Consider the following 18,724-nt stretch of genomic DNA (forward strand, 5'->3'; position numbering starts at 1 on the left):
CGTTTAGAAGACGGACAATTTCTGTGGTCTACAACGTCCAACGCGCCGCGATGGGGACGGTATCAATACTGGTACGTGACCTGAAAGCCGGTGGTGATGCGCGCGGTGGTGAAGCCCTCCGGCTTGTAGATCGGTGTGCCGGCGAACAGGTCATACGAAAGCGAGCCAAAGCGCGTCGCCCAGCCGCCGCGCAACCCGATCACCGCACCGGCGAGTTGCCGACCAATGATGTTGACGGTGGAAGGACCATAGACGTGGCCATAATCGACGCCGCCGTAGACCGACAGGCCCGTGTTGCCAATCGGCGCCTGCAGCTCGTTGCGCCAGTAAAAGCCGTAATCCCCTGCGAGCAAGTTCTCGCCATCAAAGCCACGTACCGTGTAGCGGCTGCCGATCGTCATCGCGTCGAGCGAATACAGGTGGTCACGCGTGTATTGACCCCGGAAGGTGGTGACGTAGCGCAGGTTCTGCGATGCGATCTTGAACGGTACGGACAGGTTCGCATCGGCCACCACCATGTGGTAGCGCCAGGTCGGGCCGCCGCCATCCGCAAGCGTGTCGTCCTGGGCGCCCAACGCGCCGATGCCTTGGCGATATGCCAGGTTGGCATCGAGCTGCGCCGCGCCAAAGTAATGGCGGTCTGTGAGCCCCACCTCGGCGATCGTGTTGTTGCGCCGCTGCTGGGGAATCTCTGTGTCCTCGATGAAGCTCTTGCCGAAGCGCCGGGAGAGACGGAACTGCACGCCGAGCACATCGTTCTGGCTGCGCTCGATGACGCGTTGCAGCTTTAGATCGATGGTTTGCGACTTGCCGGCAGACACGAAGGTCTGATTCACGCCTGCGATCTGCTGGAAGTAGTCGCTGGCATAGGCGGACAGCGTGCCGGTCCAATATCCCCAAGGCACCGAATAGAACGCGTTCCAGCCCCGCGTACCGTGTCCGTCGTTGCTGTAGTCCAGGTCCTTGGTATAGCCGACGTTGAAGAGGTCGTTCAGGCCCGTGGGATTGTCGATCGACAGGCTCACGTTGCCCTGCACCTTCCCGGTGGCACGCGTGCCGGAATTGTCGACGGACGCGACCACGCTCCACGGCTTGGTGCGTTTGACCGATATCACCACATCGCTCACACCAGGCGCCTGCGTCGGCTCGATCTGCATGTCAACGTCCTGGCTGGCCACGCGCTTCATTTGCTCCAAGCCTTGCTCCAGGTCGCGTAGGTTCAGCAGGTCACCGGAGCGCGCTGGAAAGGCGGACTTCCAGGTACCGCGCACGCTTGGGTCGGCAAAGCGCAGTTGGCCGATGGTGCCGGGGATGAGCGCAAAGCGCAGACTGCCGCCCGACAGGTCTTGCTGCGGCACAAGCACGCGCGTGGTGACGTAGCCGCGCGCGAGGATGGCTTGCGAGACGCCCTTGGAAAGTATCTGCACGCCTTGCTTGCCGACGCACTGGCCACGGTAGTGGTCGAGCCAGGCGCGGGCGAATGCGAACGGGTCTTGCGGCAGTGCAGACGCGCCGTGTGTGCGTGTCGCCTCCGGCAGGTCGGGCGACGCCTCCAGCGCAAAGCGCTCGATGCGAAAGCAGGGCGTCTCGGTCGGCAACTCAGGGAACTCCACCGGCTCGGCTTGCTGTGCGCGGACAGTCGGAGCTTGCAGCGCCTGCTCGCGTTCGCGGGCTTCTTGCTGCTGGCGCAGGCGCTGCTCCTGTTCGGTGTTGACCGTAGCCGTCGATTGGCTCGGTGTTTGAGCGGCGGCGAGTGCCGGTAGAAAAATGGCGACGATCGCAACTTTTACAGATCGCAATCGATTCATTTACACCCCGTCATGCCAGCGTTGCAATGCAACCAAATACCTCCTTGATTCCACACCGAGATACGCGTTTATCAGTGTTTTCAACTCGGGTGTTTTTGTTGCCTGCGACGTGAGCGATTCCAAAAGACCCGTTGCAACAAGCGTTTTAAGGTTGGCATTGGTCGACTGCATCCCCGTCTCAATATGGGAAAAAATTTGCGCTTGTTGATCAGGAGGCAACTGGCGCAAGTTGTTTGCAATAGCCTTTCCCAATGCTGAGAAAAGGAGACTTTCTGGGACATCGCCCCCCCAATCTTCCACAACTTGTTTTTTCGCTTCGAGTGCGAAATCCATCTGGACTAACTCGTTAACAAATTCCTGCGACGTGCTCATTACTTTCCTCTAAGTGCATTCTGTAGATCTCGCAGAACATTTTGCGCTGCAGACCGGTCGCTAAAGGACGCAGACGGGTTCATTTCAAGCCATCGTTGCAATGCGATTGAATAATCTTGAGCCTTCTGCGAGTGAAATACGCCACCAACGGCTTCACCGGTCGCATTCTCATATCTCACTGCGTCCGCCGTACTTCCAGAGCCAATCTTTGCGCCATCCCGATACAAGTCATCCATTAGACCAGCAAGCTTCCCATCGGTCACGACTGGCTTCGACATCTTCGAGGCTAGATCGTCCGCAAGCCTGGGAGCGGTTGCGGCGTTCGCCGTGCCATTTGAGGTGCCGCTGCCTGTCGAATTAAGTGCCCCACTCGATGAATCGTTATCGCTTCCATGAGACGCAATAGCGTTGCTGGGCAACCTGGTGCCAGGCGAAGCGGGAACGACCGTACATATCGGTGGCTCACAAACAACGAAGCCTGGCGTTACAGGTGCCGCACCCGTGTTCGGCGGATTTCCGTAGTTCGCCTGCACCAGAGGATTCGGCTCGGTCTGTGGCGTCTGCCCATTGTTCGCCTTTATCAGATTAACGAACTGATTGCCCATGTTCACCGCACCACGTGCAGCACTCAGAACCTGCTGTTTGGCCCAATCTAGCTCGCGGCTCTGCAAATCGCCGACCGCATCACCCAGGCCGTAGGCAAACAGCCCAGTCGCCTTCAATTGTCGCTGTTCATCAGTGTATTGCGCGCCTCGCTGTTGTGAGGCCAGTGCATCGGCCTTCGCCGGATTCGCATCCGACATCTGGTCCGCGCAGCGGACAAGCGCACACGCTGCATCCGCAAGCCGCTGCTGTTCCTGCGGCGACTGCCCTTCCTGCAACTGTGCAAGGACTTTCTTTTCGTCCTTGGCCGGACTCTTGTCTTCATGCAATTGCCGGTTGAAGCGGTCAACGTTCGCGGCCGTAGCTGCACCAGAGCCGCCACCCACTGCAACGCCAATGCCGCCTGCCGCAATGTTCGCGGCCAAGTTCCCGATGGTTTCGTTCAGATCAGCGTTGCCTGTGTTCACGCCGCCAGCGACCGTCTTGCCAAGCTCCTGCAACTGCGGTGCCAGTTTGGACGACACACCCGCGCCAACGGCGCCAGCCAAGGCGTTACCTCCACCCAGGCCTGCGATGAGCGCACCCCCTGCCATGTGCAGAGCAGCGCGGTAGTCACCGCCCTCAGCCCAGCCCTTTGCATCGGCCTGCGCGGCATCGAGTGCCGCCTTGTTGGCGTCCGACGGGTCTTGTTTATAGGCAGTATCCGCGACCGCCAGACGTGCCTGCGCTTCCTTCTCCTTCTTGCCCGCTATATCCCCAACTGTCTTAGCCACGGCTTCGCCCGCGGCCTGTGCCGCCGCCATCATGTCGCTCTGCTGCGACAGGATGTTATTCAGGTCCGGATTCTTGCCAACGGTGGTGTTGGTGTTGGACGTGTCGCGGTTGAGCGTCGCCACGTCCTGCTTCTGCGCATCCTTGTTGGTGATGGTGATGGAGCCCTGCGAGACGGCAGCCTGCGCCACACCGCTCTGGCTGCCGCTCTCGCTCTGAGGAATCATCGGGCTCAGGCCACCGGTGTTCTTGCCTGACTCCTGGCCCTTACCCGACTGCCCCACCGGGTTGCCGCTGGCCATCCCACCCGAGATGCCGAACGAATCCGCGCTGTAGTCGGAGTGGTTCTGCACATCGCTCCAGGTGAGCGTCCCCGTGGTGAGCTTGTTCTTGTCCGAGGTGGCGGTGCTGGCAATCACCGCGCCCTTGAGGTCCGTGTTGCCCTTCACGTTGATGTCGAAGCCGCCGTCGCCTGCCTTGACGCCGGACTGCTCCGTCACGTTGGCATACGTTCCGTTGGCGCTGCCGTGGCTTGCCGAGAAACTGGCCGATCCGCCGCCGGTGCCGATCGTGAACCCGCCACCGATGCTGTCCTGCTTGGCGTTCGATTGCGCGGTGTCCTGGCGGCTGGCCAGGTTCAGGTTGCCGCCCACGTCGGCCGACACCTTGCCGCCGCTTACAACACCTCCCAACACGTTGGTGTCGTTACCGGACACGATCGACACGGAACCGCTGCCGTTGACGTGGCTGTTCAGTTGCGTAGCGCTCGTGCTGTCGGCGTTGCCCTTGGCCTTGGAGGCCGAGGCAGAGACCGCAAAACCAGAACTGCCCACCTGCACCCCAATGCTCGCGCTACTCGATTCGTTGCGGCTGTGGCTCTCGTCCGTATCGGTGGCCGACACGATGTTCACGTCCCGCTTGGCCGAGAGCGCCACCTGCTTGGCGTTCACATCCGAACCCACGATGTTCACGTCGCCGGCAGTCTTGTTGCCGTTGGCATCGGAGCCCGAGGCCGTGAAGGTGGCTTTGCCGCCTGCCGTAATGGACGAGCCCGTATGCTGGGTCGCGTCGTCCGTCATCGTCTGCTTGCTCTGACTGGTGCCAAACGACACGCTGACAGCCGCACCCTTGGTGAGGTCGCCACCGGAGGAGGCGAGCGCGCTCCCTGTGTCGTAGACACTCCGGGCGCCGGCGATGCCCCACAGCGCGGCTGCACGACCGCTCTGGCTGGCCGCAGCATTCTGGCCCATCTGCACCGCGCCTACCGCCGCGCCAATCGCACCGCCGACCACGCCCACCGACACACCGCTCTGTTTGACCTCGTGCGTCTCGTCATGGTGCGTGCTGCCCTGCGCGGCCTGGATCGTCACATCGGCACCGGTGCCGGTGATGTCCTTGGCCGCGATGACCTGGCTGCCCGTCACCGTCAGGGCATTGCCCGCGGTCATGTTGACGTTGCCGCCTGTGCTGCCGACCATGCTGGCGGTCTGCGTCACGGCGTTGTCGTTCATCGTGTCCTTCTGGTCACGCTTGCCGTAAGACAAGCCACCCATCGCCCCGAAGCCCGACTTGGTGGTCTGCTCGAAGTTGTAGCTGGAGCTGGTGTTCTGCGCCGTCGTTACCGTGAGGTTGTTGCCGGCCTGCAGGTTCACGTCGTTGGTGGCCGCCACGGTCGAGCCCTGCACCGTGAGGTCGTGACCCGCCGCTGCCGTTACGGAGTCCCCCGAGATGGAAGAGCCCACCGCATTGGTGCTGCTGGTGTTTTGCACCTTGGTGGTCTGCTCGGATGACAGGAAGCCGGAGTGCTTGTTTTCCGACCAGGAGTTGGACGTGTGCTTCTCCGTCACCGCGCCAATGGTTACGTCGCCCGTGCCCACCAGCTTGGCTGCGCCATTGCCGGTCGTAACGGACGAGCCCAACACCGACACGTTGCCAGGCCCTTGGTTTGCCACCGTCGCAATTCCGGTGGCTTGCAGAACCTGATTCACCGCTTGCGTTTGCCCTGCGCCCAAGGTCGCGTTGTTGCCCGCCTGGATGGCACTGCCGCTGGCCGTCTCGTCATAAGACGATTTCTTGTAGTTTGCGTCCGCTCCAAGCGACCCTTCGCTGTGCGTATGCGAGTCCAGCGCCGCCGTCTCTGTCACATTGCGACCCGCCACCACGCTGGCGTTGTTGCCAGCCTGTACGGTGGAGGAAACCAATGTCGCATCACGCCCCGCCACCGCCACCACGTTCTGGCCAGCCGCAACAGTGCTGCCCACGTTCGTTGTGGTCTTGTCGTGCGAGTAGCTCAGCCCGCCACGCGACTCGGCGTCCTGGGTGGTACCGGTCTGCACAGTGCTCAGGTTCAGGTCCCGGCCGGCCGCAAGGGTAGCCGTGTTACCTGCCGCGACTGCACCGGCCTGCATGTTGATGTCACGACCGGCAGCCACCGTGGCGTTGTTCGTCGCGGAGATCGTACCCACCGCACCAATGCCCGTTGCGCCGGCCGTGTATTGGTTCGGCCCGACCGTGTTCAGGTTCGAGATGAGCTGCGACGAATTGATGACATCGCGACCAGCGACCACGCCCACATCCTGGCCGGTGATGGTGCCGCCCAGGTTGCGCACGTCCTGTAGCGCCTGCACGCTCGTCGCGCTGCCTGCCCCGCCGATCGTGCCCTGGTTGACGATGTTGTTGCCCAGCACCTGAGTTGCCACGTCACCAACGATACGACCGCTGTTGTTCAAGTCACCCGTGGCAGCCAAGCTCACTGTTTTGCCTGTCACCAGTGCGCCGGTCGAATTCAGATCGACTGTGTTGGCCTGGGCCAGATATAGCTTAGGCACGAGCACCGTCTGGCGTGACCCATCCGGCAGCGTCACATCCTGCGAAACCAGCCACACTATGTCCGTGGTGAGTTGGGCCATCTGCGCGTCGGTGAGCCCAATGCCAGGAGCAAGGTTAAAGCTCTTGGCGTATTTCACGCCCGAATCCATCAGCGCCTGGTATTCGGTGAGTTGGTCACTGTAGCCGGCCAGGAACGTGCGGCCCGTGAGCTGCGTGACTTGGTCGCGCACAAGCTTTTCTTCATAGAAGCCGTCACCCAGACGCTTTTCTGTCGTCTGTGGATTCAGGCCCAGTTGACCCAGCATGTAGTCGCTGGAAATGAACTTGTTGTATTGCGTGAAGCGCGTGTCGGTCGCCACGAGGTAAGTGGCCCCTGGCGCGGTCTGAAAGTGGAACAGACCGTTGATCGGCAGCGTCAGGTTTGGGATGCCGCCGGAGGCGGTGCCCAGCGTCTGCTGCGCATGTGTGCTGCCCGAAGCGGCACCCACGGCGTTAGTCGCGGTGCCACTCAAAGCGCCCGCATTTTGCGCACCGCTGCCCGCGCTGCCCACTGTGCTGCCCCCGTTGCCGGCGACGGTGCCGGCATTTGCTGCGCCCGTGCCTGCGCTACCGACTGTACTGCCCGCACTGCCCGTCACCGTGCTGCCACCTGCAGCGCCATTGCCGGCACTGCCAACCGCGGTTGCACTCGCCCCCCCTCCTGCCAACCCGCCGCTTCCCGTGACCGTCTGGCCCAAGCGGTTGACTGTGGTGACGTTGATGGTCTGCGCGTTGGTCTGTACAGCCTGATTGGCCGAAGCGATGGCAGGCAAAGCATCGACCGTGGTGGAGGCCACCGGTGCGGTCGGGTAGGGCACAACCTGCGTGTCCTGATCGCCACCCGTCTTCTGGTGCCAGTAGAACGTCGATGTCTCGGCCGTTGTCGTGCTTTGCTGCAGCACCGTGCCGCGATCGGTGACGGCACCGCCAGCAGCGGAGCGCACCAGGTTGCCACCAGCCGCCATGGTGGACGACTCATTGAGGATCGACCCGCCATCGCTGTTGATACGAATATTGCCCGAGGCCCGAATCCGGGCCGCAGCGCTGGCCGACACGAGCTGGTCCGTGGTGGTTGTCGTGGTGGTAGTGCGTTGCGTTTCGTTGTAGTCGTGGCTGTCGGACCCAAGGTCCAAGCGCACGCGCACTTGGTCGGGGCGGATGTTCTTGCTCGGGTCCCAGTCCGGCCAGAAGGTGATGGAATACGTACTGCCGTTGTCGGTGATTGACTGGTAGTACTGCGTCGGGTTGCTGGTGATGGAGCGCGTGAGGATCGGCTGATAGGTGCACGCCGGGTCGCTGGTATCGCAGCTTGGGTTGTAGGGGTTGCGGTACTGCTCCGTGGGCGACGTCGTAAAGGACAGAGTCTTGCCGGTCGTGTTCAGCGAGGTGACGGTGGACTTGTCCACCGTCACCGTGATCGGCTGCATCAGCGCATAGGTAAGGCTGGCGCTAATCGGTGCGTTCTGGCCGCTCCAGCTCCAGCTCGGGAAGGTGATGCTCTGGTGGTACTGCATATCCAGGCCGGTGAAGCCTGCATACCAAGTGGCGAGCGTCTGACTTACCGTCGTCGGCGTACCTGGTGCCGTCACGATGCTGGTACGCGTGTTGTTGACCACCTTGGCGGCGATGTCGATATCGCCGTCCGCCTCGATGTCGGCCGAGCGGTTGGTGAGCGTGCCAACTTGGTGGATCAGCATGCCCGTGTTCGGATCGCGCGCGCCGTCCTTGGCAATTTGAAGATTGCCAGCGCTATAGATTGTGGCGCCGTCCAGGTTCGAGACCGAGTTGTTGGCGTAGATCTTGAGGTCCTGCGCAGCGGCGATCAGAGCGGCGGCACCTGCGTTTGTGATGTCGTTTGCTTGCGTCTGCACCGCCCTGCCGATGACGGTACCGGTGTTTGCAAGCGTCGCGCTATTCGTCTGAACGGTATCGCCCTCGATACGACCGGCGTTGCTGATCGTGTTGGACGCAGTAACAGTGGTGTTGGCGCCGGTGATGTCGCCCGACGCCGTGTTGACGACGTTGGCGGCCGACACGGATGTATTGCCCGCGGCACCCAGCGTCGCACTGTTGGTGAACGTCCCGCTGGCCGACAGCGACATGTTGCCGTCCGCGCGCAGGTGGTTGTTTGCGCCGTTCGTGTAGTCGCCGGTAACTTGCAGAGTGAGATTGCGCCCGGCAGTCATTTCACCGCTACCTGACACACCGCCCTGGACCGAGACGTCGCGGTTGGCGCGCACGTTCCCGCCGCCGTTCGTGATCGATGCAACGTTGATCTTGGCGTCCTGGCCACCTTGCAGGGAGCCGCCATCGTTGGCCAGCGTCGCGCCGGTCTGGTTCAGCGTGAGGTCCTTCGCGCCGTAAATCAAGCCGCCGCGGTTGTCGATCTGTGATGCGGTGTTCAGGGCCAGCGCACCCCCGGAAGCTACTGTGCCGCCACCCGTGTTGCTCAATGTCTGCGCGTTGAGCGTCACGTCTCCATTGCCGCCAAGCGCACCGCTATCGTTCTTGAGGCTCGTGGTGGCGGTAACAGTGGTGGCGCCGTCACCCGCATTGACCACACGCCCCGACGTATTGTCGATGCTCGCGCCCGCAACGGTTGCCGTGCCGTGAGCGCCGTTGGCGGCGATGACGCCGTGGCCGTTCTGAAGGGCGCCCGCCGCCGTGGCCGACAGGTTGCCGGCGGTCTGTGCGGAGCCCTGGCTGTTGTCAAGCTGCCCACCGGCGTTGAGGGTCAGGCCTGCCTGACCGTAGACGGTACCTTGCTTGTTGATGAGATTGCTGGTCGTACTGATTGACGTGACGCCGAGCGCGGACGCGTTGCCGTGCGTGTTGTCCAGAGCGGACGACTGTGTGGTCAAGTTGCCATTGGTTTGAATCTGGCCACCAACATTCGATAGCACACCGGTGCTGGTGAGAGTCAGCGCGCCCGTTCCGGAGTGCAGCAACTTGCCGCCATCATTGGTGACCGCCCCTGCATTGACGGTGAAGTTCTTAGCGTTGGCTGTGATGGCACCGTTTGAGTCGTCGAGCGTGCCGCCCACTTGGAGGGTCGTGTCGGTCTGGCTGTATTGCGCGATGGCACCGCCCCGGTTGACGAGGTCGCCAGTCGTCGTGATGCCAAGCTGGTTGCCCTCGACCCGACCGGAAGAGTTGTCCAGCGAGCCGGCTGAGACTGTGGTGACGTTGGAAGACAGCAAGCCGACTTGATTCGTGAGCGCCCCCGTGACATTGGCGGTGAGTGCGCCACCGGCCGTCGCAGCGCCATTGCTGTTGTCGAACACCTGCGCGGTGAGCGATGCGTCGCCCTTGGCCGACAGGCTGCTGTGGTTATTCAACGCACCGGCCGTCACGCCGAGGCTGCCGTTCCCCCCAATCAGACCCCGTCCTGCCAAATTATTGGGATTGGCGTTGAGCAAAGTCTGTTGCACAGATACTGTGGTCGCACCATCGCCCACGTTCACCACGCGGCCCGAGGTATTGTCTAGCGAGGCCGCCGAAACAGACAATGTGCTGTGCGAGTTATTGGCCTCGATGTTGCCGCCGACGTTGGTCAACGCGCCACCAGCCTGGACCTGCACATTGTTGCTAGCGTGCAGTGTTCCGTTGGTGTTATTCAGTGCCCCCTGTGTGGTGACCGCTTCGGTACCTTGTGCGGCGATTAGTCCGTTGGTGTTGTCGAGGGTGCCGGCCTGAGCAGAAAGCGCCCCGTTGGTCTGAACCTGCCCAGCGATGTTGCTCATCGCCCCCTGACTGTTCAGCGTTAGCGTGCCGGCGCCCGCGTGCAGAAGCTTCCCGCCGTCATTGGTGGCGGTTTGGGCGGTGATCGCCAGGTTGTTTGCGTTGGCAGCGATCAATCCATTGGTGCTGTCGAGCGCGCCTCCAACCGTGAGCGTCGTATCGGCCTGGCTGTACTGGTTGATCGATCCACCACGGTTGACGAGATTGCCGGTGGTCGTGATGCCAAGCTGGTTACCCTCGATCTTGCCTGAGGTGTTGTCCAGTGAGCCTACGGTCAGTGCCGTGCTGTTGGCAGAGAGCGTGCCCTGCTGATTGCCCAAAGCCCCAGCGATGTTGGCCGTCAACGTGCCGGCTGCGACCGCGCCGCTGCTGTTGTCAAACGACTGGGCAGTGATCGTCTGATCGCCCTTGGCGCTCAGCGTCCCATGATTCTGGAGGGCGCCGACAGTCACGCCTAACGCACCGTTGCTACCAATCAGGCCCTGCCCAGGCGCATTCGTCGGATTGGCATTCAGGAGCGTTTGTTGGATGGAAACCGTGGCAGAGCCATCGCCCACGTTCACGACGCGGCCTGAGGTGTTATCCAGCGTGCGCCCGGAGACCGACAAGGTGCTGTGCGCACCATTGGCTTCAATATTGCCACCGACATTTGTCAACGCATCGCCGGCTTGCACCTTGAGCGCGTCGCCCGAGCGCATCGTCCCACTAGTGTTGTTCAGCGCTCCTTGCGTCGTGACTGTCTGAGCGCCTTGCGCGGCAAGGAGACCACTACTGTTGTCTACCGAAGTGGCCGTCGCTGACAAGATGCCGTTCGTCTGCACCTGACCCGCGACATTACTCAGGGTGCCTTGGCTGTCCAGCGTGAAGGTTCCGGTACCGGCATGCAAGAGTTTGCCGCCGTCATTGGTGATCGCTTGGGCGCTCACCGACAGGTTCAGCGCGTTGGCGGCAATCAGCCCGTTGGTACTGTCGAGCGCTCCGCCAACCTTGATATTCGTGTCAGCTTGGCTGTACTGGTTGATCGACCCGCCTCGGTTCACCAGATTACCGGTGGTCGTCAGCGCAAGTTGATTACCTTCGATCTTGCCTGTTGTGTTGTCGACCGAAGCTGCAGTCAGCGTCGTGCTGTCTGCTGAGAGCGTACCTTGGTTGTTGTTGACGGTACCGGCAATTGTTGCCGAGAGTGCGCCACTGGCCAGTGCCGTGCCGTTGCTGTTGTCGAACGATTGTGCGTTCAGGGTCTGGTCACCCTTGGCGCTGAGCGTGCCATGATTTTGCAGGGCTCCTGCCGTGATATTGAGGGCGCCGTTCCCACCAATCAGGCCTTGCCCAGGGACGTTCGTCGGATTGGCGTTGAGCAAGGTCTGCTGCACCGCCACTATGGTCACACCATCCCCGACGTTCACCACGCGGCCGGATGTGTTGTCCAGCGACGCCGACGATACGGACAACGTGCTGTGCGCACTGTTGGCCTCGATATTGCCCCCGACATTCGTGACCGCCCCACCGGCTTGCACCTTGAGCGAATCACCCGCATGCACCGTACCGTTGGTGTTGTTCAATGCGCCTGCAACGGCCAACGTCTGTGCGCCTTGTGCACTGGTCGATCCACCGGTGTTGTCCACCGAGCCGGCATTGGCCGACAACGCGCCATTGGTTCGCACCTGGCCGCCCACATTGGACAGCGCACCGGCGGCGTCCACGGCGAGCGCGCCAGTGCCGGCATGCTGCAGCTTGCCGCCATCATTGATGAGGGACTGCGCATTGACGTTCAGATTCTGCGCATTGGCAGCAATCGTGCCGCCGGAGTTGTCAAACGCGCCGCCGACCTGCAGCGTGGTATCGGTCTGGCCGACCTGGTTGATCGTACCGTCTCGGTTGCTGAGGTTGCCCGTTGTGGTGAGGCCGAGCTGGTTGCCTTCGATCGTTCCTGCCGAGTTGTCGATCGACCCTGCGGACACGTTGGTCGTATCGGCCGACAGCGTGCCATGCTGGTTGATCACGGCGCCTGTCACATTGGCTGCGAGTGTGCGGCCAGCCTTCATGCTGCCGTTGCTGTTGTCGAGCGTAGCAGCGTTGAGCGCGGCATCGGTTGCCGCGCTGATCTGACCACGGTTCGTCAGCGTGTGCGTGGTGATGGTGGCGGCGCCGTTGCCGCCAATCACGCCGCCCTGCGCGCCATCGGCCGTTGTGCCGGCCGCATTGGTAATCGACGTGGCGGCATTGACCGTGAGGCCATCTGCGTTCAGAGAAACGAGACGGCCAGCGGTGTTGTCAATCGTGGAACCCGAAACCGCAAGTGCGCCTGCGGCTTGAACCGTACCCTGGGTGTTGTTTACCGCACCGGTGGACTGCACGCCCACAGCGGCCTGGCTGACGATCTGCCCACCGGCATTGGACACGCTGCCGGCTGTGACCTGCACGGGGCCATTGCCGCTCAGGCGGCCGGCATCGTTGACGAAGGCACCTGCTGCGTTGGCATTCACGGTGCCGCCCGCATGGGTCGATGCGCCGGTCAGATCGACATTGCCGGAAGAATTGAGCACCAGATTGCCGTTCACCGAGGTCTGGCTGCGTGCCAAGCTCACGCCTGCGCCTTGGAATGTCGCATTACCGCCGGCCGCATTGGTGCCTGTGGCAGACAGAGCGCCAGTTGTGGTGACCTTCAAGTCAGCGGCTTGCGCGACAGTGCCGCTTTGCGCAACGCCGGCGCCCAGGCTGCCGGTGGAGTTCACGGCGCCCGCGTTGACGGACAGACCTTGCTGCGAGGCGAGCGCACCGGCGTTGGTCAACGTTCCATCGGTGGACAGCGAGACAGGGCCGCTACCGTAGGTCACACCCGAGTTCGTCACATCGCCGCGCGCGCTGGCGTTGAGGTTGCCTGTGGCACTGGTCGTGCCCGCCAGAATCAACTGGCCCGCAGACGTGAGCGTCAAATCGCCGGCCTGCGCGGCCGTCACACCCTTGAGGGACACGCCGACGCCATTCTCAGTCGACGCGAGCAGAATCTTGTTCGCGTACATACCGCCCAGCGCGCTGACATCGATGCCGACGGACGGTGCGCCGCCATCGCCCGCGATGGGTGTAGCGGCCAGCGTATTGCGGTCGACCTGGTTGGCGCCCGCAATCACATTCAATTGGTTTGCGTAGACCGCCGCATTGGCCTGTACGGCGCGGGCAATCAAGTCCACCTGGTCGACATTGGCCGCGTTCAGGCCCCCGCCCTGGATGGTGATTTGTCCGCCCGTGACGCGATATGCGTCCAGGCTGCCGCTGCCCCCGAAGACGGGAATCCCAGTGGTTAGGGTGGCCCGGCTCGTGTTAATAAAGCCGCCCCCGCTTACCGTGATGCCATTCGGGTTGGCGATGACCACCTCCGCGCGCTGCCCGGCCACCTCGGTGTAGCCCTGGATGGTAGTCGGCGACGTGCTGGTGACCTGATTGACGATGATGCGAGCGCTGCCGCCAGGCAACAGGTTCGGGTTACCGTTGATATAGCCCGCCTGCTGGGTCTGCGTAATGGTCGAACTGTTGTTGAGGATGTTCCCGGCCGCAGGTACGTTGAACTGCGAGTACGTATTCAACGAGACGCCGCTTCCGTTCGGGCGCGCGATGTTCACCTGCTGCAAACCGTTTGCCGTCTGCAGAACTTGTGCGCCCGAGCCCGGAGCGGCCACCACCTGCGCATGCACGGCCGCAGGCACCCCTAACGCGCACCAAGCGCCAAAGACCACTGGCAGCACAGTAAAGCGCGCCACCGAAACGGCCACACCAACTGCGCCCTGAACACATGCGCCCGCGTTGCGCCCCTTACCGGTGCTTGAGGCCGTTTCCTCCACGGCAACCAGCATGCCGCGCACGGCGTTGAAGACAGTTCGATAACACTTGGCGTTCATGATGTTTCTCTACTGACACGGCAGACGACAACAGCGCGCTGCGCACGTTTAAAGGTGCGCAAAGCAGGCTGAAAAAAGGGGCGACGACAGACAACAGGCGTGCGCTTGCTACAGCGTGGGCCGTTCCGATTCAGGCGATGGGGCGGTCAGCGCGTGACGCTGACTAGAGGAGTGCTGGAACGAATGCCCAACACAGTGGCGACGTGCGGCAGCACGCCTGAGATCTCGTCTCATGCGAAAGCACTCCCTGCCCCGTTTGAATGGGAACGAAACCCCGACCGGCCTCACCCTGTCTGGCGCAGAGCGATTGCCTTTTTGCTGTTTGCGCGGATGATAATCGAAACGGCCTTGACGAGAATAAACAACCGTAAATTCGATGCAAATGCGCGACGTTCAAGGATATTTACATCTGAATTCGGCGATATTGAATTCAGATTAATTGAGGCTTTGCAGCGCAATTTCGGCAGTGACATCGGTGAAAACGTCATCCGAGCGCGGGGCTTCGCGCTTGGGCCACCTCGGGCCGGCCGTCCCCACCCTGTGCGTGCGCCCCCACCCCGCGACTTGGGGATGGCGGCGGCGCTGCCTGCCGCCTACTGTCGTCGTGCGCGCTCTGCGCGACCACAGGGAGCACTTCGCGCCTTTGAAGGTTGATCTGGCGATCAGGGATCCAAAGACATCACACTGAGCAGCCCGCTGCTGCTGCGGGTGACAAAGACGTAATGCGGGTCCGGTAGCTCGGGAAGCAAGATGGGCGTCTCTTTCCGGACATCTTCTTTCGAGAACGTCGGCGAGTCAAAGTCAAAGTCGTAGTTCATGGAGATATCGAATGTGGCCTCTCCAGTGCTTGGGATGATGGTGATGCCCCATACAGCCAGGCGCGCACCTTCGCGTTGCGACATGTCGTGCTGGCGCCAGAATTCCGGAATGACGTTTCGTGAGTAGTCCTCGGCCATGGCGACGGCGTCTGGCATTACAGCCCATATGTCGGGCAACAACGCGTCTGCTTTGTCCGCACACTGTTGGCAAGCGATGTGATGCCGGCAGACGACCCAAACCAGCCGGGTGCCGATTTGGTATTCCGACCGGAAGTTGCCGTTGCGGTCGGAATAGGTGCCGAGTGGGCTTTCTTCTTTTAGTGAAGGGGTCATGTGCGAACAGAGCCTGTAGCGCGCAACAACTAGCGAAGAGGCTTACCGATTCTGGTGTGTCGATCAAAGGAGTAGACATGCTCCCGGGGCTGTTCTGAACACCGGCCCACCAGCCTGCCAGGAAACTCTCTTTTACCGTCGGCCAAGTGGACCGTTTCACCGCAGACGGCGCATTTGGCCGAGTAGCGCACCAGCCGCAGCACGCGATACGGCTCCTCATCGGCGGGGCGCTCTCGGGCTAGTTCAAGTTGAACATTCAGTTCGGTGAAGCCGACCATCACATCCGGCGCCATGATGAGGCGAAGGTCTGCCAAGTCGGAGAAGGGTTTCAGTACCGAGTAGCCGACCCAAGACATCATCAAGGCGAACAGCACCCAGACAGCGACGTCTTTGGTGGACGAAGACACCCTCGGGTTGTTCAGGGCGAGCCAAGTCAGCAGCAGTGCGCCGCCGACGGCTAGGAGCACGACAACACCGAAAGCGATGAAGCTTGTGCGCCTCCGCCCCTTTAAGGGGAACCCTTTCTTGAACAGCGGACGCGCCCAGAACGCCGGCTTCAACGTTAGCTCTTGAACGTAGGTAACCTCCCCCGGCTGGGGCGTTACGACAGGGTTGTCGCTTTGCGGCAGAGATAAGAACTCAATGCTGTATTCCGAGCTATTGCCCGCCCCTCCTGCCCCCGGCGTCTTTTTTGGCCACGCGTAGATATTGGCGCCCGCTTGCCGTGCTACGTCTTGAATGCCCGTCCGGCGTTCTGCAAGGGACTGCTCCAGCGCCTTCCAAATTTTCGACAACCATGCCGTTGCGCCATGTGGTCCGACCTTCTGGTCGACTAAGTCGGCGATGTTCGCCGAGTTGTACTTGGCAATCGGCTGCCCCTTTTCGAGCCGTTCCAACGATGCTTGCGCGAGAGCCCGAGCCACGGCGAGCGCTTTGGTCTCGCGATCGAACTGCTGGTGGAATGCCAGGAAGGCTCGGAGCGCGGCGACCTGCTGTGCCCGCCCCGCCTCCAACTCGTTGATTTCAAAGCTGGAATTTCCCTGCACCAGTGTTTCGTTCATGGTTGGAGAGTGTTTTTTTCGCCCGGCCGCTCCTAGCCTGACCTCGTCATTCACACGGAGGTCGACATGTTGCAAGGGAATGGGCAATGGATGTTTTTGATTCTAGGGGTACGTGTTCACGCACGGAATTTACCGATCAACAACATGGCGGTGGCACATCGCTATAACGAGGCAGTTCGCAGCGTTGTTGAACCGATTTGTCGGGGTCGGGGGCACTGGGACCCCGAGTACAAGAACTGGGTGATCTTCGACCAGTTTCGGGAAATTGTGCTTGAAGAGCTAGGGAGGTTGGAACGCCAATAGCGCCGTTGTGACGGCGGGCGTGCGAATTGCCTGGAGGGTCTCGAAAAACCTGGCATTCCCGCCCGCCACGGGAATGCGTCAAGCTGTTGTTATTGGCTGTAGCCACGCCGCTCTATGGCGGCTAGATGGGGAAGCGAGATGGCGTCTCCTTCTGCAAGTTGCGCATTCGGCTCGAGCGCTCTCTGGATACTCATCTCGCTTCCTCACCCTGGCTTGCGCCGTCATCTGCGGGCGATTCGTCGATCGGTTTTTGGCGGCGCTTACAGTCGAGCGCTTCCGCGCCGCCGCTCGTCACTGATACTCCATCAACACCGACATGGCGCCATTCACAGTGCCAGGCGTGACGTTGGCCGCGGTCTGAATGTACGACACACGCATCGGGATCGAGAACGAACCGCCGGTGTCCTTGTTGTAGTCATCGATTCTGGTGGACGTATCGAATACAACAGCCGCCCCGGCACTGTCAGTTACCCTGATCTTCACGCCTTTAGCGGTGGACTCGGGCGAAAGCGGCAATACACCTGCCGAAGTCTCAATCGTGTCGCCTGCCGGTTTGAGCCTGTAGAAAATCTTGTTGTATCCCTTTGGGCAGTCGTTGATGTTGATCCGAAAACTACGCTCGCCGGCTGTCGTTCCGACGCCCTTCAAGCTGCCCGCCCGCGTGGACGGCAGTTCTACCGCCTGACTTGGCACCGTGCAGGTTCCTTCGATTCCAGTCAGCGTCGAGTTAAAGTGGATGTAGTTCTTGATCCGATCGTTTCCTGCCAATGTTTTTGTGAAAAACCAGAAGGCAACCCTGTCACTGGAGGCCGCATTCACTAATTCCGTGGAATTGTTCCTCAGCAATTGAATTTCGATTTGCGAGGTAAATTGCGGTGGTGTGTTTTCTTCACCCAATCGCTTCTGCGGCAACCCGTTTACAAGGACCCGCATGTCCAAACTTCTGATTTCTGTGGCAACGGTTGGCCCTGCCGAACCCAGGCCTGTACCGTCAGGAAAGATGTTATTGGGCAGAAAGTACACGAGCCTACAGCTGGCCTCACCACATAGCTGTTGAGGCGTTAAATATGCTCTGGCCACGACAGTGTTAGCCGGGACACGTCGTGGCAGTGAGAGTGCCGTTGGAAAAGGGTAGAAATCTTTTCCGTAAGTATCTACGGCAGAAGAGGACGTCGCCGCAGTCAAGCTCAGCGCCGCCACTACTGCCCGTGCCACCACGCGCATGGCTTTCAGACCGGGCCGGTGCATCTTCATTAGTTTGAGATACGCCCGCGCTTCGAGTGCGCCGTTCAGGTAGACGCGATTTTTGGTGAGTCCGCTTGCGTTGGACGACGTAGACGCGTGGGGGAGTGCTGCAGGTGGAGAAGGGTAAGACGCGGGGCGATGCCCGCTGTGATTTGCAGTCATGACAGCCTCTTGGATGGTTAAGAGGCCCGTCATTCGTCGCCAGACGAGGTGGCGGGCCCGACGGCGAGGCTGGCGAACCGGCTCCAAGAAAACCGGCAGACCCGAAGGTCTCCCCACCCGGCCCGCCATAAAACGCGCGAGCGAGTGCTCGGGGCTGACCGTGCATGACATCAGCCCCTCTTGGAAAAACCACGGATCGCCAGACCCGGCTGCCGTTGGTGCGGCAGCGGGGGAAATTATAGCGATTCGGGCAACGGCAAAAGTGGATTATTGATTCGCTAGCCACGACGGTCGGAAGGGCACGCTCCTCCCTCAAACACTGAAGCGTCACTGTCAAACACTGGAGCTTCACCCTCAGACAGTGAAGCGTCAGTGTTAAACACTGGAGCTTCACCCTCAGACACTGGAGCGTCAGTGTCAAACACTGGAGCTTCACCCTCAGACACTGGAGCGTCAGTGTCAAATACTGGAGCTTCACCCTCAGACACTGGAGCGTCAGTGTCAAACACTGGAGCTTCACCCTCAGACACCGGAGCGTCAGTGTCAAACACTGGAGCTTCACCGTCAGACACTGGAGCGTCAGTGTTAAACACTGGAGCTTCACTCTCCAACACTCAAAGTGCAGGGGCTAAGGGGAGTGTCAGTATTTCCGTGTTCGAGGCGGGGGTTGAGAATCACACGGACGGTCGAACGAATCGATCCGCATAGAGGATAGCGAACTGGTTCATGGCCTGCTTCCATTC

Annotated in this window: 6 protein-coding genes; all 6 read right to left on the reverse strand. The window is 61.2% G+C overall.

The window, feature by feature from the left end; translation table 11 throughout:
- Positions 1–62 precede the first annotated feature (62 nt).
- Complete coding sequence (locus tag R2676_RS24885; RefSeq protein ID WP_206273171.1) at positions 63–1,808, reverse strand: ShlB/FhaC/HecB family hemolysin secretion/activation protein; 1,746 nt, start codon at positions 1,806–1,808, stop codon at positions 63–65.
- Complete coding sequence (locus R2676_RS24890) at positions 1,809–2,180, reverse strand: DUF7674 family protein (protein ID WP_206273170.1); 372 nt, start codon at positions 2,178–2,180, stop codon at positions 1,809–1,811. It abuts the gene before it with no gap.
- Positions 2,180–14,059: a hemagglutinin repeat-containing protein gene (locus R2676_RS24895; RefSeq protein WP_206273169.1), complete on the reverse strand. Its 11,880-nt coding sequence runs from the start codon at positions 14,057–14,059 to the stop codon at positions 2,180–2,182. The genes R2676_RS24890 and R2676_RS24895 overlap by 1 nt, the downstream gene beginning before the upstream one ends.
- 662 nt (positions 14,060–14,721) lie before the next feature.
- A complete protein-coding gene (locus R2676_RS24900) occupies positions 14,722–15,210 on the reverse strand; it encodes a hypothetical protein (RefSeq protein WP_206273168.1) in 489 nt (162 codons plus the stop codon).
- A 29-nt stretch (positions 15,211–15,239) separates the two neighbouring features.
- The gene (locus R2676_RS24905) at positions 15,240–16,271 is read right to left on the reverse strand and encodes a hypothetical protein (RefSeq protein ID WP_206273167.1); all 1,032 of its coding nucleotides are present in this window, start codon (positions 16,269–16,271) and stop codon (positions 15,240–15,242) included.
- Between the two features lie 594 nt (positions 16,272–16,865).
- Positions 16,866–17,981 carry a fimbrial protein gene (locus R2676_RS24910; RefSeq protein ID WP_316857646.1) on the reverse strand — a complete coding sequence of 372 codons (1,116 nt, stop codon included), beginning with the start codon at positions 17,979–17,981 and terminating at the stop codon, positions 16,866–16,868.
- Positions 17,982–18,724 lie beyond the last annotated feature (743 nt).

Source organism: Ralstonia flatus, from assembly GCF_958439105.1.
GTDB lineage: Bacteria > Pseudomonadota > Gammaproteobacteria > Burkholderiales > Burkholderiaceae > Ralstonia > Ralstonia flatus.

Excerpts from the sequence above, each read along its gene's own strand:
- R2676_RS24885 (WP_206273171.1), bottom strand. The coding sequence starts at position 1,808 with ATGAATCGATTGCGATCTGTAAAAGTTGCGATCGTCGCCATTTTTCTA.
- R2676_RS24890 (WP_206273170.1), bottom strand. The coding sequence starts at position 2,180 with ATGAGCACGTCGCAGGAATTTGTTAACGAGTTAGTCCAGATGGATTTC.
- R2676_RS24895 (WP_206273169.1), bottom strand. The coding sequence starts at position 14,059 with ATGAACGCCAAGTGTTATCGAACTGTCTTCAACGCCGTGCGCGGCATG.
- R2676_RS24900 (WP_206273168.1), bottom strand. The coding sequence starts at position 15,210 with ATGACCCCTTCACTAAAAGAAGAAAGCCCACTCGGCACCTATTCCGAC.
- R2676_RS24905 (WP_206273167.1), bottom strand. The coding sequence starts at position 16,271 with ATGAACGAAACACTGGTGCAGGGAAATTCCAGCTTTGAAATCAACGAG.
- R2676_RS24910 (WP_316857646.1), bottom strand. The coding sequence starts at position 17,981 with ATGACTGCAAATCACAGCGGGCATCGCCCCGCGTCTTACCCTTCTCCA.